At 45.8% G+C, this 22,151-nt stretch carries 17 protein-coding genes; 9 read left to right on the forward strand and 8 right to left on the reverse strand.

Annotation, left to right across the window (positions count from 1 at the left end; all coding sequences use genetic code 11):
- Positions 1–686 precede the first annotated feature (686 nt).
- The 6 genes from FS818_RS24535 to FS818_RS24560 form a co-directional block, all read right to left on the reverse strand.
- On the reverse strand, positions 687–854 hold the full coding sequence (locus FS818_RS24535; RefSeq protein WP_145335591.1) for a DUF3934 family protein: 168 nt from the start codon (positions 852–854) through the stop codon (positions 687–689).
- 140 nt (positions 855–994) lie between these two features.
- Complete coding sequence (locus FS818_RS24540; RefSeq protein WP_145335593.1) at positions 995–2,215, reverse strand: MFS transporter; 1,221 nt, start codon at positions 2,213–2,215, stop codon at positions 995–997.
- 21 nt (positions 2,216–2,236) lie between these two features.
- Positions 2,237–2,842 (reverse strand): TetR/AcrR family transcriptional regulator, encoded by a 606-nt coding sequence (locus FS818_RS24545; RefSeq protein ID WP_145335858.1) that lies wholly within the window; start codon positions 2,840–2,842, stop codon positions 2,237–2,239.
- Between the two features lie 129 nt (positions 2,843–2,971).
- The gene (locus tag FS818_RS24550) at positions 2,972–4,123 is read right to left on the reverse strand and encodes a S1C family serine protease (protein WP_145335595.1); all 1,152 of its coding nucleotides are present in this window, start codon (positions 4,121–4,123) and stop codon (positions 2,972–2,974) included.
- Positions 4,124–4,135: 12 nt separating this feature from the next.
- Positions 4,136–5,344, reverse strand: coding sequence for a zinc ribbon domain-containing protein (locus FS818_RS24555; RefSeq protein WP_145335597.1), 1,209 nt, complete (start codon positions 5,342–5,344; stop codon positions 4,136–4,138).
- A 248-nt stretch (positions 5,345–5,592) separates the two neighbouring features.
- A complete protein-coding gene (locus FS818_RS24560) occupies positions 5,593–6,027 on the reverse strand; it encodes a VOC family protein (protein ID WP_145335860.1) in 435 nt (144 codons plus the stop codon).
- A gap of 275 nt (positions 6,028–6,302) precedes the next feature.
- Between FS818_RS24560 and FS818_RS24565 the strand changes: the two genes are divergently transcribed.
- On the forward strand, positions 6,303–7,058 hold the full coding sequence (locus FS818_RS24565; RefSeq protein WP_145335599.1) for a class I SAM-dependent methyltransferase: 756 nt from the start codon (positions 6,303–6,305) through the stop codon (positions 7,056–7,058).
- Positions 7,059–7,241: 183 nt separating this feature from the next.
- Here FS818_RS24565 and FS818_RS24570 read toward each other — a convergent pair whose 3' ends face one another.
- Complete coding sequence (locus FS818_RS24570; protein ID WP_145335600.1) at positions 7,242–9,413, reverse strand: penicillin-binding transpeptidase domain-containing protein; 2,172 nt, start codon at positions 9,411–9,413, stop codon at positions 7,242–7,244.
- Between the two features lie 175 nt (positions 9,414–9,588).
- Here FS818_RS24570 and FS818_RS24575 point away from each other — a divergent pair, with 175 nt between their 5' ends.
- From FS818_RS24575 to FS818_RS24595, 5 genes are all read left to right on the forward strand, one after another.
- Complete coding sequence (locus tag FS818_RS24575) at positions 9,589–9,993, forward strand: CBS domain-containing protein (protein ID WP_090923108.1); 405 nt, start codon at positions 9,589–9,591, stop codon at positions 9,991–9,993.
- 374 nt (positions 9,994–10,367) lie between these two features.
- Positions 10,368–12,644: a glycosyltransferase gene (locus FS818_RS24580; protein WP_145335602.1), complete on the forward strand. Its 2,277-nt coding sequence runs from the start codon at positions 10,368–10,370 to the stop codon at positions 12,642–12,644.
- A gap of 18 nt (positions 12,645–12,662) precedes the next feature.
- Positions 12,663–13,841: a carbohydrate binding domain-containing protein gene (locus FS818_RS24585; RefSeq protein ID WP_145335604.1), complete on the forward strand. Its 1,179-nt coding sequence runs from the start codon at positions 12,663–12,665 to the stop codon at positions 13,839–13,841.
- A 41-nt stretch (positions 13,842–13,882) separates the two neighbouring features.
- Positions 13,883–15,304: an MBOAT family O-acyltransferase gene (locus FS818_RS24590; protein WP_145335606.1), complete on the forward strand. Its 1,422-nt coding sequence runs from the start codon at positions 13,883–13,885 to the stop codon at positions 15,302–15,304.
- Positions 15,305–15,318: 14 nt separating this feature from the next.
- Positions 15,319–16,557, forward strand: coding sequence for an alginate O-acetyltransferase AlgX-related protein (locus FS818_RS24595; protein WP_145335608.1), 1,239 nt, complete (start codon positions 15,319–15,321; stop codon positions 16,555–16,557).
- 76 nt (positions 16,558–16,633) lie between these two features.
- On the opposite strand, the gene FS818_RS24600 is transcribed toward FS818_RS24595, so the two are convergent.
- Positions 16,634–17,083 carry an SMI1/KNR4 family protein gene (locus FS818_RS24600; protein WP_145335610.1) on the reverse strand — a complete coding sequence of 150 codons (450 nt, stop codon included), beginning with the start codon at positions 17,081–17,083 and terminating at the stop codon, positions 16,634–16,636.
- A gap of 200 nt (positions 17,084–17,283) precedes the next feature.
- Here FS818_RS24600 and FS818_RS24605 point away from each other — a divergent pair, with 200 nt between their 5' ends.
- From FS818_RS24605 to FS818_RS24615, 3 genes are all read left to right on the forward strand, one after another.
- Complete coding sequence (locus FS818_RS24605; protein ID WP_145335612.1) at positions 17,284–17,886, forward strand: hypothetical protein; 603 nt, start codon at positions 17,284–17,286, stop codon at positions 17,884–17,886.
- A 213-nt stretch (positions 17,887–18,099) separates the two neighbouring features.
- The gene (locus FS818_RS24610; RefSeq protein WP_145335614.1) at positions 18,100–20,328 is read left to right on the forward strand and encodes an S-layer homology domain-containing protein; all 2,229 of its coding nucleotides are present in this window, start codon (positions 18,100–18,102) and stop codon (positions 20,326–20,328) included.
- Between the two features lie 272 nt (positions 20,329–20,600).
- Entirely contained in the window at positions 20,601–22,052 is a 1,452-nt protein-coding gene (locus FS818_RS24615; RefSeq protein ID WP_145335616.1) for a CAP domain-containing protein, read from the forward strand.
- Positions 22,053–22,151 lie beyond the last annotated feature (99 nt).

The raw sequence follows: 22,151 nt of genomic DNA on the forward strand, positions 1-22,151 counted from the left end.
TGAAACTCATCGGGGTATTGAAAAGAGCGATAAGCTCATTTTGAATCTGACGAGATTAAAAATCTCATTTGTGTTCCGGTTTTCATACAGCCAGATGGCATGTAGCAAAACCTTCACGTCATTCTGCAAGCAGAATGTTTACTCACTCGTTGTTCAGTTTTCAAAGATCAAACGTATTCTCGCTACCGAAACCAGTTCGTTTCAGCAACTCTTATATAATATCATGTCCGAACCAACTTTGCAAGCTCTTTTTTTCAAGTTTCTTTCGAAGCTTATTTTGATTTGCTTGCCGCACCGTGTAAACTGTGTTTTCTTGGCCGGAATAAGAATATACCACGCATCACTACCACATGTAAAGCATTATTTATTAAAATTTAATTTCCATATTTTGGACTTACTCTTTTTGATGCGTAGCTTACTCCATACCAAAACATCTTGTTTTTAAAGTCACATTATCTTATGAAACCTGCCGCCTGCCTTAAGAGCTAAACGAAACAGTGCACTTTAATATTTACCTCTATCTGTATAGTAAGAACGTTCTTAAATGTCTAATCCCGTAAACCGTCTGTTCTGGTAAGCCTGCATAAAAAAACAACAGTTCTTCAGATATGAATATCACATCCAAAAACTGCTGTTTCTCTGACAAACTAATCACTTGATTCCACTCCGCCTCTTCCCATGTCCATTTAGTTGGACTTATCCGTACCAGACTCGGCGCTTTCCTTATTCTTGGTTCCCTTGCTCTTATAAGGCTTTGGCGCACTCTTCGCTCGGTTGGCACTAGCTTGCCAGCGATTCCAGCCCTTCTTGCCTGTTCCGCGGCCTGTGCCGCCCTTACCTTTTGCTTTGCTCATGTTATCACTCCATTAATCCTGTCTATGTCTAAAAATGATCTTCCTCGGTAATGTTCCAATGTAAATCAGCCCATGTGGTTCACTTCCAGCATTTCTTATTATACCAAACTTGAAGTGTTCACGTTTTATATTTAGAAGAATTACACTTGAACCTTTGGCTCTTGTACCGATTTAACACTTCTTAGCACACGTAAGGATAATAAGAAACAGATACCAAGCACGACCGCAGCCGATACATACGGATAGTTAATATTCACATCAAACAACGCTCCGGCTACGATGGGTCCAGCGATGTTGCCCAGACTTGTATATGCTGAGTTCAGACCAGCCACAAACCCCTGTTGTTCTTCAGCGAGCTTGGACATCTGCGTACTGATTGCTGGGCGTAAAATATCCATACCCAAGAAGACGATAAATGTTACAACAACGATCAACCAGTACGTGTGAACGAACAAGGTTAGTAATACAAATACGGAGACAAACAGCAAACATACCGTGATAACCTTCTTTTCCCCAAATGTGTTCAGCAACCAGCCAATCAGGGATACTTGCACAACTGCTCCAGCAATGGAACCAAATGTAATGATAAACGCGATATCTTTGGTCGTGAAACCAAACTTGTGATCCACAAACAGGGAGAATACCGTCTCGTAGTTTGCCAAACCAAAAGCCATGACAAATACGATGATTAGACTGAAAAAGTAAGGTTCCCGGTAAGAATTGATAAGTTGGGATACCATGCCTGGTACTTTTACTTTTGCCCCGCTAGTTTCAGGTGTAGTCTGCTCACTCGCGCTCCGCTCGGATTCAGGCAAAATAATCAGTGTAATGATTGCAGCCATCAAACCCGCAACCCCTGCCGCATAAAAAGGAACCCGTATGCCAAACTCGGCTATGTAACCGCCGATTCCTGGCCCGATGATAAAACCTGTTGTGATCGCTGCATTAATAAGCCCCATACCTTTACCACGTTCTTCTTCCGTTGTGATATCAGCCGTATAGGCCATAATCGCAGGAAAGATCATCGCCGCACCAATACCGCCCAGCATCCGGGCTGCGAAGAGCAGATAGGGTGCATTTACCGCACCGAACATAAATTCAGATACGGCAAAGATCAGCATTCCAAATACGATAATCTTTTTGCGTCCCCACTGGTCTGACCACCTGCCAGCAGCTGGAGAGAACAAAAACTGTGTGAATGAAAATGCCGCGAATAGAAGCCCCATCGTGAAGCCCGTTATATGAAGTAAGTTCATATAAGCAGGCATAATCGGCACAACCAGACCTATTCCCATAAATACGAGAAAAATATTAAACATCAACAGCAGCAGCGCGCCCCTGTTGCGTGTCAGTAAAGCCATGATTCCATCCTCCATCGTTGTCTAATTATGCTGTTTATCCTTGGCAATCCCGTGGAGAAATACACTGGCGGCCTGACGATACAATGCAAGAGCCTCGCCGGGTTCCAGCTTTCGTGACATTTGGCTGAGCCCAATAATGGTACTTTCCAAAATCAACGCAAGATGCTCTACATTCTGATCGTTGAACTCACCGCTGTCTATTCCTTCTTGGATCAGCTGTTTATTGAATTGAATATGCCGCTCGAACAATACAGCGATTCGTTCTTCAATATCATTCTCTTTTTTCTCTCCAGTGAAGAACTCATCGGCCGCTTTCGTTAAAGGATGGTTAATATCATCCAGAATGAGTTGTTCCGCCAAGCCATAGATCTTCTCAGTGGAAGTGCGGTACAAGTGTACTTTAGACTTCCAGCTTGCTTCCCACTCCCGATCCCATTCATCAATGAGATAGAGAAAGAGTCCTTCCTTGCTTTTGAAATGATAATATATATTTCCCTTACTGCTTCCAGTCGCCGCGACGATGTCCTCAATAGACGTTGCTTTATATCCTTTTTGTACAAAAAGGGCTTTGGATGCATCCGCAAGTTTTTTCTTGGTCTGCTCGGACTGGAGCTGCTTTTTATTCAAGCTCACTCACTTCACTCCATTCTCACATACTGAACATTCGTTCTGTATTTTATCAAATATATGTCTAATCCGCAATATAAAAAGGAGAACCCGCCATGTGGCAAGCCCTCCTTTTATTCATGAATCCATTTATGTCTTCTTTTTACCCTGTCCATGTAATATTTTTAATTGTCCATTCTCGTATCCGACCTGATATGTCACGTTATATTTGGTCGTTACATATTCCCCATCCTTGCGCTCCTCGGCAGCGATCACACCGCTCACTTCCATCTCTTCCTTACTCGTGCTCGCAGACGAAATTTTCTCCACACTGACATAGCTCGTATACGTATAACCTTCACGGAATTTAGCGTAACTCGTGCCGCTCTGCCAATCACTCCCAAGCAACGCATAAGCAGATACATAATCACTCATGTTCAAGTAGTTGTAAAAATCAGCAACCAATGCTTCTGCTTCAGATAAAGCAGCAGACGACGTCTGTGAAGATGAGTCACGTACCGTTTGCGCCCCTTTGGTATCAGGTGAACGCTCTGACCATTGTTCCACTTGCTTCAATACACTGGTAATGGGAATGCTGAACCCCAGTCCACCTTCCTGTTTAACCACCGTTGAATTGATCCCCAGAACTTCTCCCGTTTCCGCGTTAATCAGCGGACCGCCGCTGTTACCGTTAGTAATTGGAGCAGATATCTGATATAAGTTGGTATAAATATAGGGCGGGATTTCAAAACTGCGGTCAAGTCCGCTAATAATGCCGGTAGTTACCGTGTTTTCAAAACCTAGCGGACTGCCGAGTGCCAGAATTTCATCACCAACCTCCGCTTTAGCTGACGCAATAGGCAGAGGTTCCATTTTCACAAGATCAGGGACTCTCACAACAGCCACATCCGTCTCTTCGCCAAAACCAATCACCGTACCTCGATATTCCTGATGATCCAAGGTGCGAATGGTCACTTCTTTGGAACCCTCGACGACATGCGCATTAGTGATGACATCGCCCTTGTTATTATATAAGAAGCCGGAGCCCAGACCATCGCTGCTTTCAATCGTAACTACTTTTCGCTGACTATCTTCAATAATCTGTTTACGCGTTTTCTTTTCTGTTGTTTTAGATGTTGTTTTTGCTTTGGGTTGATCCGCCTGTTTCGAGGAAGCCACAGCCAGTTTGGGAGCTAGCGCCATCTCATCTGCTGTATGCTGGTGAATCCAGAATACGCCTCCAGCGCCCGCACCAATAATGATTGCGCTGGAAATGATCGTTCCCCATACACGTTTGCTCATTTTGCCGTCCTCCTACTCCACATACCAAGATGCATTCGTAACTGTCACATTCGCTGCTTCATATACCCCGTAATAGTAGGTTTCAAAATACCCTTCTTCTCCTACATCCAATATAGCTGGGTATACATAAACATCTGTCTCGCCGATGTAATCGCCATTCGAGGCATTGATGCTAACAATAAGCGCCACGGATGATATGGGGCGTGTTCCCTGATTAAACACCGACCCGCTGATATACAAGTCTCCATACTCATCCAGCTTAGCAGACAGATCCGTTACGTATACAGCCCCTGTACGATTGCGAAGTTCCTCTTCAGCTGCTTGCTGTTCTGCAAGTCGGATACGTTCTTCCTCTGCCTGCTCAAAAGCTTTCTTCTCACGCAATACTTCATCCCGATATTTAGTCAGCTTCTGATCCTCAGGGGCATAAGATAATCCGTTGTCCACGGTTTGCAGTGCTGCTGTAAAATCACGCTTCTTCACTTGCTGCTCCGCCTGCTTGTAACTTATACCTGCCAGCTTATCCGTAATCTGCTTTTTCACAACTTCGGCTTCCTTACCGTTCAGCTTGGAGATCGTTTTAAGTTTATCAGCGAGTGCCTCGACGGTTGTTAACTGATCAATTTCCTTTTTCACTTTCAAAACAGCCAGGGTCACCTTTCGATTGTTCAACGCTGACCTTACCTTATCAAACACCGGCTCTTGGCGTTCGTTTAATGTTTTAGCCGCGGTTTGAATCATTTTGTCCGCTTCCGACAGCTTGCCTGTTTTGAGTAGACTCGCGGCTTCGTCCATTTGTTTTCGTAAGTTGTTCGCTTGCTCTGTAATTCGACGATCCAGCACGAGCGCCCCTACATTCGGTCTTTGAGCGAGGGCTTTGTCCAGCAACTCCAGAGCTTCTGAATATTTCCCGTCCAGTGCAGCCTTCTCTGCCTCAACATGCAATGTCTTCACATGAGCGTTAATCAGATTCTCCTGATTATAATAATACGTTAACAACGACCCCATAATTGCTGCAAGCAACAGTGGGATGATCCATAGAAATGGACTGCTCTTGCGCTTGCTCGCCGTTCCGGTTGCAGATGCATTACGTGGCTCCAGCCCTGATGGCTCCGACCAGATTTGCTCCTCTGTGGAGCTATCTTGTTTCAATCGGGTTCCACACTTCTGACAGCGGTCTTCCCCGGAGCTATTTTTCGTTCCGCATATGTGACAATACATCCTGATCCCTCCAGCCTAAACGTATGTAAATTTAGACATGTCATCTTTTGTTTTTTCTGTTGTCGTTCTGTTACTTGATATCACTCCAGAATATGTGTTGCCTAATCTCGGGGTGAATCGACATTTATCATATAGCAAAAAGGTAAAATGCACCATATATTCCTGATGAAAAATAAGATCTTCACAAGGATTCATGCAAAAAAGACCCTCCTTTATCAAGGAGGGCCTCTATATTAGTCGACACGATTTTATCTGATCTGTTCGGGCTGGTTTGAAGGGAACGCACTCAAATTAATATAAGAGACTTCCCATAGATGGTTGTCCAAGTCTTGAAAACTCCGTCCATACATAAATCCATGATCTTGGGGTTCGTTATATTGCTTCGCTCCAGCATCAAGGGCAGCTTGTACGATCGCATCCACTTCTTCACGGGAAGCAACAGACAAAGCGACGATCACTTCTGTTGTCTCAGCCGCATTCGCGATTTTTTTCGTGATAAAGGATTGGAAACGTTCCTCCACCAGAAGCATGGCAAAGATATTTTCTCCGACAATCATACAGGTAGCTTTATCGTCCGTAAACTGGGCATTGAATTCAAACCCCACTTTCGTAAAGAAATCAACCGATCTCTTCAAATCCTGGACTGGCAAGTTGACAAAAATCTGATTAGCACGAACAGCCACCATTGATCACCTCGGATTCCTAGAATAGATTCCACCCCAAAATATCACCTCGCGAATGCGCTGTCAATTCGGTATAATGGGACTATTCCAACATGTGAGGTGAAAGGGATGTTGTTCCCAATCGTTCGAAGTAATTAAATGTCGGGCTGGATCAAAACGCGTACCAGCTACCAAGGGGTAGGTCTGTCCTTTTGAGCCTGTTCGATGTGTAGATGAACGATGATTGAAAACAACAAATCCTAAATAACACATCACATACTGGAGGAAGAATTAATATGACAAAAAAGTGGGATTACAACACATTTTATGAACGTGTCGGTCAACAAAACGGATGGGATTTCAGCACAATGAAGGTGATCTCCGAACCCACCGACTGGGACTTCTATGATGAGGTGACTCGTTGCACACAACCATCCGATCTGCTGCTGGACATCGGCACAGGTGGAGGCGAAGCCGTGCTCTCCATTGCTGAACATGCTCATCTGCTTGTCGGCATCGATTTGGCTCAGGGCATGATCGAGACAGCTCGGCGAAATTTAAAGCGAACTGCGAACTGTATGAATGTGCGATTCATGCAGATGGATGCGGACAACTTACAGTTTCCAAAGTCATTCTTCAATATCGTTTCTTGCAGACATTCCGCATTCTCCGCGTCAGAAGTGTACAACGTTCTCGCAGAGGATGGCGTATTCCTGACCCAGCAGGTCAGCGAGCACGACAAATTAAATGTAAAGCAGGCTTTTGGACGCGGACAGCATCTCGGCATTGAACCTGGAACGCTGTTGGAAAAATACAAACAGGATCTGAAACATGCCGGTTTCAGACAAATCGACGTCCGCGAATATAATGTAACCGAGCATTACACTACACAGGAGGATCTCTTGTTCCTGTTAACCCACACACCTATCGTTCCTCAATTTGGAGAACTCGCGTTCGACTTGAATATTTTTGAACAGTTTGTTCAAGATCACGGCGACGAGAAGGGGATTCGCACCAACTCGGCACGGTTCATGATTACAGCCAGAAAATGATCTTAAATCCAAATCCCTTATAAATGTAATATATAAAGTAAAATGAAAAACGCGTCTTGGCGACCTGTATGGTTAAGCCAAGAACGCGTTTTTTGGTTATGTCTCATCGTTACACACTTAATAGTTCAGGGTGTTGCAATCCTTTTCAATCATGTTGATACGAGAAGCATCACTGGATTACGTTCATGGCTCAAGCTGCAGCTTCTCCAAGAATGGTTTCAAGCGATCCACCACATAATGGCTACCACCGCGACCATTCACCTCTTCGATTACAGCCGCCAGCAGGAACGACGGTGATTCGGTATCAAAGGTAACGAAAAATCCGTTCTCCTGACCTTGCTCACCCTTCTTTGCTTTCAGTTCGGCCGTTCCCGTCTTGCCTGCAAGACTGCCAGCAATCGAGCTAAGGGCATGTGCCGTTCCGCCTTGACGAGATACCACCTGTTTCAGTGCGTCTCTAACGGTATTGGCTACATCCGGTGTGATGATCACCTCAGGATCGGGGGTTTCTTTTCCAACAATCAATACAGGTTTCACCAGCTTGCCTTCATTCACAAACGGCGTAAACGCAGCAGCAAGATGGATCGGCGACATTAACATCTCACCTTGACCATACGAAGTGTCGGCTAGCAGTACCTCGGAAGAAAGATCCCTATGCGCCTCATTCGCATACTGGCTAGGTTTCAGATAGAGTTCATCCAGTCCGAAATTATCACCAAACCCGAACTTTTGAATGCCATCAATAAACTTTGCACTCCCCATCTCTGTCGCTTCCATTGCAAAATAAATATTGTCGGAGTATACGAGCGCATCCACCATATTCACAGGACTCAGGCTTTTCACCCGCTTGACGTAATATCCGCCCCAGCTATCGTTTTTCCGCCATTGCAAACCAGAAATCTCATGGGTTTTGTCCGGTGTTGTCACCTTCTCCATTAATCCCGCAGCCGCAGTAATCGCCTTGAAGGTTGAGCCGGGAGCGTATCGTGTCGTTACTCGGTTGATAAAAGGAAGCTTCTCGTTCGCCGAATAGGCATCCCACTCACCCTGCGTCAGACCGGTAACCATTTTATTCGGATTGTAGGAAGGCGCGCTCACCAGAGCAAGCATATTTCCATCCTTCGGGTCCATCATCACCATCGCTCCGGCATCGCCGCCACCCGCCAGCGTCTGATATAGCTTTTTCTGTTGTGATGAACTGATCGTTAGTTGCACATCCTTACCGTCGACTGCATCTTTGCGGATCAGTTCCGAACGCGTGTTGCCCGCTTCATCCGTAATTTCAATTAAACCGCCGCGTTCTCCGCGTAGTTGTTTCTCCATAGACTGTTCCAGTCCAGCTTTGCCGATCCAATCTTCCGCACGGTAATACCCTTCGGTATCTTTGTCCAAGTCTTCCTTGGTGGCCTTACGCACATATCCGATCAGATGTGCCGCTGCCTCGCCAAGCGGATAATACCGAATTTCCTTACTTTGCAGAGCAACTCCGCTAAGAGAAGCCGGTACATCAAATTCCTCTGTCGATCCCATAGGCACGAAAAATTCCGGTTTCACCCAGGTCTGACCCAGTGCCTTCTGAATGGCTTCTACGGACACCTTGTAATGATCCGCGATGCGTGTAATCATCTGATCCGGATTCTCTCCGAGCTTCTCGGGTACAATCCCCCACTCATTCATGGTGCCTTGGGTTGCAAGCGGCAACCCGTCACGATCTACAATATCCCCGCGATTGGGGAATAACGTCTTCACCCGGACTTTGCTACCTTTCACCATGTCACTAAGGATCAGAGAAGGCTGCCAGTTAATCTGCCAGACTTTGCTCCCGTCCTCAGTCTCCTGTCGAACCAAACTTAGCGTATGTGTTTCATTGACCTCGCCCAAAAAAGTGGTCAGATGTATATCATAATCGGTTTGGTAAAGATCAGGATTACTAGCCCCTTGTTCTGTCTGGTTCGTCCCCTTTTTGTCCGTTGTTGCTTGTGATTCAACCTTAGTCTTCGTTTCGGTTCCACCTTCAGTCCCTGTTGTTTGAGCGCCAGAGTCAGCTTCCGTTCCTGCCGTATTCGCTACTGTCAGCTCAGCTTTAACAGCAGAGACCTGCATACCCGAGTAGATTGCATTGTATTTCTCAATAAACTGTTCCTTGGACATACCTGCCTCGGTCAACGAAGCAGGTGACATCAACGAATACAGCTGGTCGAACTCTTTCTTTTGCAGATACTCTATGTACTGATTCACGGTTGCCTGGGGTTTTGCTTCCTCTGGTTTATTGTTCTGCATATAAAGATACATTCCGATGCCACCTGCAAATAGAATCGGCAAAAGTCCGTATAATAATTTACGTTTGGATTTCACGTCACATCACCTCTACTCTATACTATAAATTTCCTGCGCCGATTAAACAATGTAACAAATCTGATGAATTTGTCATTAAAAATAGCCTTAAGCTCACATAATATGTTTAAATAAGAATAGTGAATTACATACTAAAGCTTTTTTGCGATGCAAAAGGCTGAAAAGGAGCCCGATGATGGAAATCAGCTATTTTTTACTCCCAAAAGCCGAAGTGGCCTATATCGAGTCTACCGCTTCCATGAAAGATGCTATTGAGCAGTTGGAATCGCACCACTACACCGCCATTCCCGTAATTGATCCGGATGGAAAATATGTTGCTACTCTGTCCGAAGGTGATCTGTTATGGAAAATGCGTAATACGCCTGGATTGACATTTGATAATATGGACCAAGTGCAGGTCGATGAGATTAGCCATCGGGTCTATAATGAATGCGTGTACATCGAAGCAGAGATGGAGGATATGCTGACTCTTGCGGCAGACCAAAACTTTGTGCCCGTGGTGGATATAGATCGGGTCTTTCTTGGAATCATTCGTCGTAAAGATATCATTGAATATTACACCCGCAACATATCCGATTAAATGAATCTCGGTCGACATGGAAATGCCCTATTGAGATTCTAGTGTCTGCAAAAGATCAGCCGAAAAAGACGAGCCAATGTGCTCGTCTTTTTTGTGTCATCCTTTGCAATTTTCCAGATTATGGACTCAACATAAAAATGTTGCTAATTCCGACCAAAATAAATACAATATTCTTCATGAATCGACATATTTCGTCATTGTAAGACTGTTTTCGAACCTAAAACCATCCCATATTAATTGAATATAATAGATAAAAAACAAATATATACATATTTTTGTTCAGAATTCGTTCAGAACGCTATTGTACGATAGACATATGGTTAGATTTGATGAACGTTGATTTATTTCACCAATCATAGAGAGAGGTATGCACCTTGAATCGTTTAAGCACACGCAAAAAAATGCTGGTTACCGCAACGGTGATCATGTCTTGTATTTACGTCATATGGCGTACCTTCTTCACCATTCCTTTCGGCTATGGCCCGCTTGCCGTGACCGCCGGTCTTGCCCTCCTGATTGTCGAACTCATTGGTATGTTTGAACTCGCTGTGCATTTTTATAATATGACCCGGCTTGAATACCCTGAACTTCCTGTCGTTGATGAGTCATTGTATCCTGACGTTGATGTTTTTATTGCTACATATAACGAACCTACATCCTTGCTTTTCAAAACGATTAACGGCTGTCTCAACATGGATTATCCGGATCGCTCCAAAGTACATATCTACCTGTGTGACGACTCCAATCGTCCCGAGATGCGAGAGCTGGCTGATCATATGGGGATTAACTATCTGACTCGGACAGAGCATATTCACGCCAAGGCTGGAAATTTGAACAACGCCATGAAACATACTTCCTCCCCTCTAATCGCCACGTTTGATGCCGATATGATTCCGAAGCATGATTTTCTGACGTCCTGTGTGCCTTATTTTCTGACAGGAGAAAAGATTGGCTTCGTGCAAACTCCGCAAAGCTTCTATAATCCCGATCAGTTTCAATACAATTTGTATTCCGAAGCTCGAATTCCAAATGAACAGGACTACTTCTATCGTGATGTGCAGGTCGGGCGGAACAAGTCCAACTCCGTTATCTACGGCGGAACCAATACAGTGCTGTCGAGGCAGGCACTCGAAGATGTGGGCGGTTTCTATACCGGCTCCATTACTGAGGATTTTGCTACTGGCATTGAAATGCAGAGCAAAGGGTATCGCTGTTTTGCCACCAATAAAGTGCTTGCTTCAGGACTTGCTCCCGGTGATTTGAAAAGCCTGATCAAACAGCGCCAACGCTGGGCACGCGGATGTATTCAAACGGGCAGAAAAATGAACATTTTGTTCAAGCGCGGGCTTACTTTTGCCCAGAGACTGAATTATATCTCTTCCATAACCTATTGGTACTCAGGGCTGAAAAGGGTGCTCTACATCATGTCGCCTATTCTGTTTGCTGTGTTCGGTGTGCTCGTAGTGAAATGTACCATTCTGGAAATTCTCGTGTTCTGGCTACCGATGTATCTGTTAACGAATATGTGTCTGCGTATGTTGTCAGGTAATATTCGAACCACGAAATGGACGAATGTATACGAAACGATCCTGTTTCCGTCTCTTCTACCTGCGGTCATTCTGGAAACACTGGGCGTCACGATGAATAAATTTGCGGTAACCCGCAAAGACGGTGCCCATAACGATCGCAATTACCAGCTCAAACAGATCATTCCGCATCTGATCTTGGCCGTGCTCTCTATCATCGGTATCGTAAACTGCATTCACTGGACATTTAGTCAGGGCACCATTGGATTTCTCGTAGTTCTGTACTGGCTGTTGATTAATTTCTACAACATTATGATGTCGATCTTTTTCCTAAGCGGCCGTAAAGTGTTCCGCAACTATGAGCGTATTCTGGCTGCAGTGGACTGTACACTAACGACTGAGGGTGAAACTCTGTCCACGGTTACACATGATATTTCGGAAGGCGGGATCGCTATCGTACTGGATACACCGAGATACATCCCGAGCGAAGCCGAATTTGCTGTACGTCTGGTAACGGATCATTATTCAAGCGAGTTTACGGCCAAGGTCACTCACGTAACTTCATTCGGTAATAAGTGGAAGTATGCATTCAAAGTACACGAGATTACAGAGCAGGATCAGCGTCAGTTGTTACATATTGTGTATGACCGCGAGCCTACGCTTCCGCAGAAGCTGGATAAAGATATCAGTACGTTCGAGGACATCCGTTTGAATTTTGTAAGACGCGGACAAGCGGGCATCATGTCCAACCGTAAACTGGCACGCATTCCGCTGAATCACGAGCTGGATACACCCGACTATGGAACCGTTACGCTGATGGACTTTAATTATGAATTTTTGCTTGTGAATATATCTCGGCAGGAAATGGCCTATGAGCTTCGTTTGCCGCTTGCCGAAGGCCTCGAACTGGACTGTGTATGGGTGAAGTCGATGCGAAGCAAACATGGCATTCTGTACCGGATCAGAAATATTCAGGACATTGCCCGAAATGGACAAATGCCTGAACTGGAAGCTCTTTTGAAACAGTGGAATGTGGCGTATATCGACGCAAGCATACCCAAACGCCCAGTACAGAATAAAAGCTTCATCTCGAATGATGAACTGGACGAGATGGCCTATTTATAACATGGAGGCAAAGAACGCATGAGTACGAAATGGCAGCAATGGCTGCTTGTCGCAATCCTCACAGGTTTATCAAGCTTATATCTCGCTACTACTGCTTCGGCTCAGCCGGATCAGCTGCAGTGGAGCGAGAGCTCCATAAAGATATGGAACAATGGAGCCAAAGTGCAGTCCACGTTGAATCGTAACGGTAGTTTACAGATCAACACCTCGACACAGGATCTAGAAAAAGGCTATTACTCCGCCTATGTGTATGAGCTACAGAACAGGGACTGGTCGGGCTACAGCGAGTTAAGATTCTCGATTCGCAGTGATTCCGATCAAACGCTGCCGCTAAACGTTGTCATCACGCGAACGGATCAATCGGCACTGACGGTGGCGGATCAACGCAATGTCATCCTTATTCCCTTGGCAACCCAAGAACCGAAGCTGGTTCATCCGGTGGATGGGTTGATAAGGCTGGAGCCCGGGTTTGAGGGGGAGATTCGTGTTCCCTTTTCCAGCCTCATGGTTCGAAATCATGCAAATACGGTTGGCCGTGTCGCACCAGGGAAAATGCTGAGCTGGGGCATCACGATGACCACGACGGAAAACGCACAGCTGAATTACCGCGTTGGCAATATCAAACTCGTTCCTAGGAAAGAAGCTGTTGCAGAGAACCAATTATCTTCTGTGACAATCAAAGGTGATGAACGAGTCGTAAAACCGGTGGTCGGTGAATCGGTTGCAACGTATACCGTTAGTGGCCTGCAGGTGACAGAATCGAAAGCTTCGGAAACGCCAGAAGTACATTTCCAGCTTGCTCATCCTGTACAGGGCGTAACCATCACATCGGATGGTCTACTGACCGTTGAAACGGACGCCGCAAAAGCCGACTCGGTGACTATTCGTGCGCTGGTGAATCAGCAGTGGAGTCTTGATTATATTGTGAAGCTTGATCGTTCCACGGCGATGCAGATGAAGGAAGCGGATGGAACACCTCGTTTCATCCCCTCGCCAGGCGAGGTTCCCAAAGTACTTGAACCTTCCACCATATGGTTACAACCATGGATGGAATGGCTGATCCGGATCGGTCTTCTTCTGATTGGACTCATGGTGGTTGTTCCGTACTGGCTGTGGCGCAAACTTCAGCAAGGCTCACAAGCGGGAAAACAACGTTCGATGAATCATCGCAGGTCCAAGCGGCTGTTCAGAATGTAATTTAATTATTTCATCATCAACATCATCAAGGAGGAAAGGCAGTGCTCTTTTCCAGTGTAGTCTTCTTATTTTATTTCTTGCCGCTTGTACTTGGGCTGTATTATATATTGCGGTTTTCTGTGACGCTGAAAAATATGTTGTTGCTCGTGGCAAGCCTGTTCTTCTACGCATGGGGTGAGCCCCGATTTGTGCTGGTTATGCTGGTCTCCATCGCACTGAATTACGTGTTCGCACTGCTCGTGGACAAGTACCGGGATCGGCGCAATGCCGCCTATACCGTGATAACCGTGATGCTGGCTGCCAATCTGGGTATGCTGTTTGTTTATAAATACCTGGCGTTTGCCCTGCGTATTGTCAATGAAAGTACAGGCTTTGGCCTCAGTATTCCGCATATTGCGCTGCCGCTCGGCATTTCCTTTTTTACCTTCCATGCAATCTCCTACGTCATTGACGTGTACCGCGGGCATGGCAGTGTGCAGAAAAATCCGTTTTATGTCGCCCTCTATATTTCCTTCTTCCCTCAGCTTGTGGCCGGGCCCATTCTGCGTTACAACATGATTGCGGATCAAATGATCAATCGGAAGGAAAGCTGGGACAAGTTCGCGGTCGGCTGTTGCCGGTTCATTGTGGGTTTGAGTAAAAAAGTGCTGTTATCCAACAGCATGGCCATTGTCGCCGATCATGCATTCAGCATGGGCGGAACAGGCGATATGGCTTCAAGTCTGGCTTGGCTGGGGGCGATTGCCTATACATTACAGATCTATTTCGACTTCTCGGGTTATTCGGATATGGCGATTGGACTCGCGCTGATGTTTGGTTTCAAGTTCGAAGAAAACTTCAGGTATCCGTATATCTCACGCTCCATCACCGAATTCTGGCGCCGCTGGCACATCTCGCTTGGCACCTGGTTTAAGGAATATGTTTACTTCCCGCTGGGCGGATCACGTGTCAGCAATAAAGATAAAATGATTCGCAATCTGCTGGTCGTCTGGGGACTGACGGGCATCTGGCACGGGGCGGAATGGACATTCGTTATCTGGGGTCTAATCAACTTCGCATTCATTGCACTGGAGAAAATTTTCAACCTGGACAAAAGCACACGGTATGCTCCGCTCCGACATTTCTATGCCATGTTTGTTGTGGTCATTGGATGGGTGATTTTCCGGTCACCGGACTTGTTACAGGCTGGCAACTACCTTGGCAATATGTTCGGACTGTATGGCAACGGGTTCTGGAGTGATACGACCTGGATGTTCATGAAGGAATACGCCCTTTTCTTCATTCTCGGCATTCTGTTCTCCACGCCACTTGCCTTACGGATGAACAAATGGATGGTGGATGGTGTACGCTTCGGTAAACCGCTTGAACTGATTTACCCGGTGACCATTATTGCTCTGTTTCTCGTGTGTGTATCCTATCTGGTCAAAGGAACATACAACCCGTTCATATATTTTAATTTCTGAGAGAAGGATTCCATATGCATAACTTTTTTGCCAAAAAGAGAATGACCGCCTTCCTCTTCATTCTTGTGCTTGCCACATTATCGATCTTGAATATCATGCATTCCTTCGGACCGATGAAAAAAACACTATCGGCGGCAGACTACCGTTTCTCCAATGCCAAAGGCATCATCAACGAATTGGATGCAGACATCAATGAGCACGTTTTTGAAAAGTTTGGATTCGTGGAAGCCTACGGATACTTACAGTCACTCATGTGGAAGAACGAAGAGAACAACTTCGAGGTGGTCAAAGATACGGAGGGCAAGCTTCACTATACCTATTTCGCCACCGGGCCAACGGATACGACAGAGCTTTCTGATCGGGTTGCCGAGCTAGGGGCACAATTGGGGGCAAAAACCAAGCTTACGTATGTCATGACACCGGACAAATATGTACGTGGCTATACCACATTTCCAGATGGCATTCCTTATAACTATAACAATGAAACGGCCGATGGCTTCCTGGATCATCTGAAGCAGGCTGGGGTCGATACGCTGGATTTGCGCGAGGGTTTGCTGGAGAGCGGCATACCGGCGAAGGATTTATTTTTCACAACCGATCATCACTGGAAAATCAAAACGGCCTTCTGGGCCTTCGGCCAGTTGGTTCACCATCTGGATGGCATATATAACAAGCCACTTGACCCGGACCGTTATTTTACGGATATCGGCAACTACAACGTCATCCCGTACACGGATTTCTTTATCGGCTCACAGGGCCGCAAAACCGGGAAGTTTTTCGCGGGGGATGATGACTTTGACCTGATTTATCCTAAATTCAGAACCGACTACTCTTTTTATTTTAAGACGGGCAAAACGGAAGCCACACTGGATGGAAGATTTGAGGATGCGCTGTTAACGACATATCCCCTGAATGTGAAGGGCGCTGCGTATGACCTGACTGCGGACAAATACTTTACGTATCTGTATGGCAATCAGGGAATCGTACATGTGACGAATAAAGACAATCCAAACGGACTCAAGGTCATGTTTATCAAGGACTCACTCGCCGTGCCTATGATCTCTTTTCTCTCGACGGTTGTCTCCGATGTGTATCTGATTGATCCACGTTACTATACAGGAGACATCATTGATTTTGCGAAAAAGACCGATCTGGATCATGTATTTGTATCGATCTCTCCTCAAGACCTTGTCGATGAGTTTTTCCCTTACGGGAAAAACAAAACGGATGATCAATACACTAGCTCTAAGTAAAATATCGTTCATCGAGTTGGAACATACAAAAGGGTACTCCCTAGGCATTCATAGCCACGGGAGCACCCTTTTACTGTTACAGTGTGGTCACTTCCGTCAAACCGAAATACCACTCCAGAAAGGCATTGAAATCCGCCCATTGCGGCTTACTCTCTCCGTTCAGGAATCGTTCAATCGACTCGCCCAGTTCAACCAGCACAACCTCACCTGTCTGGCGATTATAGAAGAATCCCCCTTCCCCTTCAAAGCTGTCCAGCGGAATGTATGCCTCTGGTAATCCCAGTGTAAGTTGCGATATATGCATATCCTGTAGATATACGGTATTCTCGATCACCCAGCAGATCTGGTACAGCTCCTGATGCCGACTGTAAAAGGTCGGTCCATCCTCGGCATGCAGGTAAAATTGTGCGAAATCCGAATTCAGATCAATGTCCAGCTTACGCAGCGCTTCCTCGTATTCAGCAGGCACGTCTTCATGCCACCAGCCTTTTACGCGGCAATGTTCAATTACTTTAGTGGATAACATGGCGAGCCCTCCCGTTCATGAAGCTATACCTCATGTATATGTCATTGATAATGTAGAATACCCTATACACTATATCCTCTGGAATCTCCAGGTTCAAGTCAACTGATGAGTTCGTATATTGATATTCCTTCCAGATTAAGGTGTAACTTTCTCCCGTAAACTTCGTCCAACTAGATGAATACAACTCCAAGGAGATGACTATGAGAATAAGTTGCAGTCCCGGTTTTCCCGGCAGTATGATCGGTTCTATTGACCTGAGACCAACCAAGCATAACCAGCCCCCGTCCACAACAAGTCAAATTTCACAGTATGTTGATGCTGAACTGATTTCTATTCCCTATGTGACCGATCCCGAATTTGGATCACACTTTGATACGATGAAGATTATGAAAGGTACATATCAGGAAGAGTTCCACGAGAGTTACGATGTTGAATTTACGATCGACGTGGATCAGAAAGGTTATATTACACAGTTTGAGCATACCTTCCCACTGGAACGTTACATCGATCTGATTCGAACCCAGTCGTACCGGGTCATTCAGACGAACTGGCGCGGCCAGTCCTTTCATGTGATGACCTACTGTTATATGGAAGAGGTTATTAACCCGAACAATGTGATATTCCGATGTACGAATGCAGAGGATGTCTTCGTTGTAGCCGAGCTGGTTCGTTTTCGCGAAGGTAGCGACGTTGAGCTAAAGGGGCCTCCTTCTCTACACTTCCGTGCATTAATCTCGGCCAGGGACGACCTGTATCCCGTCGATTATATGTGTCAGCCGGATTTCGACTTGAATCTGGACTAAACGAATTGAAGTTGAGAGATATGAAAGAGGAGCATGCGTTATCCTGCATCTAAGGATAGCCTGTGTTCTTTTTTAATCCTTTCATTCTGGATTCACCCTAAGCAAAATCAACGAAACAGACGATAACATATATACATAAAGTTACTATACATAAAGTTACATTTGCGTATCCCTTTGGGTGTGCACTGAAGATGAGAGGAGTTTTAAAGGTTTATGATGGGTACAAAAATGAAAATCAGCTCGCTGCTTGCACTGCCACTCGCTGGCCTGTTATTGCTTCTGGGCGGAACACAGACCGCTCACGCTGAACAGATCGATAGCTTGCTTCCCGAGCGTAGTCAGCAAGAAATCGACCAAAAGTGGAATGAGTGGATGAGGGTTGATCAAACGCTCCCTATGTTTACCGAATCACCTTCTACCGTTTTCCCTTATTCTGCCGGCCTGCTCAATGAGAGATATCTGGAGCAGGGTTTGAATGCTGCCAACTTCTATCGATATATTGCCGGTATGTCCGGTGATCTTGTACTCGATCCAGCTTTAAATATGCAAGCTCAGCACGGAGCCGTTGTTGTCTCCACCGGAGGGCAACTTAGCCATTCCCCTGAACAACCGGCAGATATGCCGAAGGATTTTTTTGATAAAGGCTATACCTCTGCCTCCTCATCTAACCTGCATGTCACCAGCAATGGCAAATTCAATGTACTGGCCGGAAGCATCATGGGCTACATGAATGATTCGGATGCGTCCAACATTGATCGGGTAGGCCATCGCCGCTGGATTTTAAGCCCGAAGCTACAACGAATCGGATTTGGTCTGGCTGCCCATCAAGAGGAAGAGCGAACTCGTTATTATAGTGCCATGCAGGTTTTTGACAAAAGCAGAACTCAGGTGACACCGTATAACTACAGCCTGTTTCCCAATCAAGGCGACTTTCCGATTGAAGCCTTCGGCGCCCTGCAGGCCTGGTCTGTTCAATTAAACAGGGACGTGTTCGCAAAACCCGAATTGGAAAAGGTTCAGGTTGAAATGATCCGAACCTCTGACCAGCGGAAATGGACATTCAACCAGCAAGAGAAGACGGAATTCCCTTCGGAATATTATAATGTAGACCCTTCAAACAAACGCTGGTTTGAACAAGCCTACTTCAATGTCGAGACAACCAACTTTGGCGATAACAGCGCAATTATTTTCCGTCCTGACGATATTCAGTTGTTTAAAAACGGTGATACCTTCCAAGTACATATCACAGGCCTGCAAAAGAAAGATGGCTCTCCTGCCGAAATCTCCTATACTACACGTTTCTTCCATATAGACGGCAGGCAGGAACCCACGTTAACCCAGATTCGACCTGCAAAGTCCGATGTGATCTTGCGAGTTGGAGAAACCGCAGATATCCCTTTAGTCACGGCTATTCTTGGAGACGGTACTTCCTACACCCCCTATTCCAACCTGACCTATACGACATCATCGGATAAGATTGTGATTCGGAATGGTCGAATCGCTGGAACAAAGGTCGGGAAAGCCGAGCTGCATATCCGTTTTGGAGGGAAAGAAACGGTCGTCTCGGTTACGGTAAAGAAAATGCCTAACTATACAGACATTCAGAATCATTGGGCCAAGAATGATATCCTGTGGGCTATTCAGCAAAATATGGTTAGCGGGGATAATGACATGTTCAGACCTAATGATCAAGTGAGCGAAGCCGAATTTCTCTCCATGCTGTTTAATATGTATGCCAACACTAAATACCTGAAGAATATGGAGACGGCTCAGGATAAAGGTACGCTTTGGAGTGACCGATACTATACGTATGCAGCAAGGTTTAATCTGCCACTGGAAGCCAGCATTCAAAATCCCAAGCTGCGCAAACATGCGCTGAATCGGACAGAGGTTGCTGTAATTATCGCCAGCCTTGGGGGTAGAAACTATGTTAGAGAAGAGGACAATATTCAGTATTTGCTGAATATGGGATACTCCTCTGGCAAAACATCAGCCACTGTCGAAGGTTATGCCGGCAAGGAATTATTTACTCGAGCAGAGGCTGTTGTATTTCTGAGGAATCTAAAGGGCAAAGGATTCGAGCCTTGGGGCAGACCTGAACAAGTTACCGAAACGGGTGACAATGAGAAGCAAGGAAACCTCCCGGATGGTACGGTTCAGGCCGAATATACGGTGGATCACACCTTGACTTTACGAGGTACATTTAAGGCCTATGCCGGTCACACCATTCCGATTGATATCAACGGGCCTTCCCCGGAAGTATTGCCTATTCAGACCGAAAACGTAACACTGGCTGCAGACGGAAGCTTCAAACTGACGGTCAAGGTAAATGAACAAAACACCAAGCACCTCAACCTTTACTTGAATGTAAAAGAGGATTACACGTACTGGATTCGCGTAGAGGAAGGAAAAATGGCCGTTAACGAATATACAGAGGGTTAAGAACATGGAGCTGGAGGCATCGATCGCCCCCGGTTTAACCTAAATCGCACTTCCCGAACAAGCAGGCATGGGGGATCGTTTTCCACCTTGCACGTTCGGGAGGTGCTTTTTTTATGGAATCAGCAAGAATTAATTTACTTTTACGCAGAACTTCATCGTCTGGTACAAAAGGTTCATTTTATTAAAATCAACTAACTAATACATCCTCTACTGTCGATAAAATGCATTGAAAGTATATTATTTACATTTTACAAGTTGAAGGAGATTAGAAGATGTTTATTCGGAAAAAGGTTATTCACACACTGCTTACGCTTCCTCTGGCTGGTCTGATGTTCGTACTACTCGGTGCACAGCAGACCTTGGCAGCCCCTGTCGACAGCTTGTTGCCTGAGCGAAGTCAGCAAGAAATTAATCAAAAATGGACGCAATGGATGTCGAACAGGGATCAACCCGCTACATATACCCAAACCCCTTCCACCACAGCACCTTATGTTGCTGGCGTATTAAGTGAATCTTCTCTGCAGCAGGCATTAAATGCGGCCAACTTCTATCGTTACCTTTCGGGACTGGAAGGCGATCTTGTGCTGGATGCTTCGCTTAACGTTCAGGCTCAACACGGTGCAGTTCTTGTCTCTACCGGTCCTCTAAGCCATTTTCCGGCTAGGCCTGCCGATATGCCAAAGGATTTTTTTGATCTAGGTGCTAAATCAGCTTCCAGTTCCAACTTGTATGCTTCCTATGGCGCTACCGGCAATCTGGCGGTTAATAGTGTGGAAGCATATATGGACGACTCTGACTCAAGTAACATTGGCGCACTAGGTCACCGTCGCTGGATTCTGAGTCCGCAGTTGAAAAAGGTCGGCTTCGGAATCGCATCCCGGGACAACAAAAATTATGCAAGTCATTTTAGCACCATGCAGGTGATGGATACCAGTCGGGCAGGGAAGCTGCGCTACAATTACAATTTGTATCCAAATAAAGGCGCGTTTCCGATTGAAGCTTTCAATGTGTCGCAGGCCTGGTCTGCGCAGTTGAACCCGGATGTCTTTGCAAAACCTTCAAATTCGGAGGTTCAGGTAGAACTTACACGAACGTCGGATCAGAAAACCTGGAATTTCGGTGCCAAAACACCTGCCAGCAGTGATCCTTCCAAAGCGTTTTTCAACGTCAATGCCGATGGATATGGGTATAGCTATGCTGTCATTTTCCGTCCGGATAACGTAAAAGCATTGAAGGATGGAGATATGTTTACCGTTCGAATTACCGGATTGAAGAAAAAAGACGGTTCCAACGCGGACATCGTTTATCAAACTCAATTTTTCACGATTAGCCCCTCCGCAGAAGAACCCGTGACCGATCCACAGAATCCTGGAACGCAGCCCCAAGATCCCGGCACACAGCCTCAGGAACCGGATACCGGCAATGAGGTCGTTCTTGATGACCGTCATGTACAATTCGAATATACAGCGGAGCGCACCTTGAACGTACGAGGAACACTTACAGCATATGCGGGTCAAACGTTCTCCTTTCGGATTCATGGCCCGTCACCAGAAGAAAAACATATTCGTACGGAAACCGTCACAGTCGGTGCAGATGGCCGTTTCAATCTAACGGTTCGCAATCTTAGCGTGTCCGACCTGAACATCTATCTGCAGGTGAGCCCCTATTTTATGTATCTGATTCCTGCGGCCAGCAACTCCGATGTTACCTATTACTTTGAGTAGAAACAGTTGGGGAAAGAGCAGGCATCCAAAAAATCCGGATGAATCATCATCCGGATTTTGTATACATTGGTTTAGCCAGTAACGAAGTAGCATCCTATT

The sequence above is a fragment of the Paenibacillus xylanexedens genome, assembly GCF_007680605.1.
GTDB lineage: Bacteria > Bacillota > Bacilli > Paenibacillales > Paenibacillaceae > Paenibacillus > Paenibacillus xylanexedens_B.

What these genes read in the sequence shown, in the direction of transcription:
- FS818_RS24535 (WP_145335591.1), bottom strand. Translation starts at nt 854, where the DNA reads ATGAGCAAAGCAAAAGGTAAGGGCGGCACAGGCCGCGGAACAGGCAAG.
- FS818_RS24540 (WP_145335593.1), bottom strand. Translation starts at nt 2,215, where the DNA reads ATGGCTTTACTGACACGCAACAGGGGCGCGCTGCTGCTGTTGATGTTT.
- FS818_RS24550 (WP_145335595.1), bottom strand. Translation starts at nt 4,123, where the DNA reads ATGAGCAAACGTGTATGGGGAACGATCATTTCCAGCGCAATCATTATT.
- FS818_RS24555 (WP_145335597.1), bottom strand. Translation starts at nt 5,344, where the DNA reads ATGTATTGTCACATATGCGGAACGAAAAATAGCTCCGGGGAAGACCGC.
- FS818_RS24565 (WP_145335599.1), top strand. Translation starts at nt 6,303, where the DNA reads ATGACAAAAAAGTGGGATTACAACACATTTTATGAACGTGTCGGTCAA.
- FS818_RS24575 (WP_090923108.1), top strand. Translation starts at nt 9,589, where the DNA reads ATGGAAATCAGCTATTTTTTACTCCCAAAAGCCGAAGTGGCCTATATC.
- FS818_RS24585 (WP_145335604.1), top strand. Translation starts at nt 12,663, where the DNA reads ATGAGTACGAAATGGCAGCAATGGCTGCTTGTCGCAATCCTCACAGGT.
- FS818_RS24595 (WP_145335608.1), top strand. Translation starts at nt 15,319, where the DNA reads ATGCATAACTTTTTTGCCAAAAAGAGAATGACCGCCTTCCTCTTCATT.
- FS818_RS24600 (WP_145335610.1), bottom strand. Translation starts at nt 17,083, where the DNA reads ATGTTATCCACTAAAGTAATTGAACATTGCCGCGTAAAAGGCTGGTGG.
- FS818_RS24605 (WP_145335612.1), top strand. Translation starts at nt 17,284, where the DNA reads ATGAGAATAAGTTGCAGTCCCGGTTTTCCCGGCAGTATGATCGGTTCT.
- FS818_RS24610 (WP_145335614.1), top strand. Translation starts at nt 18,100, where the DNA reads ATGATGGGTACAAAAATGAAAATCAGCTCGCTGCTTGCACTGCCACTC.
- FS818_RS24615 (WP_145335616.1), top strand. Translation starts at nt 20,601, where the DNA reads ATGTTTATTCGGAAAAAGGTTATTCACACACTGCTTACGCTTCCTCTG.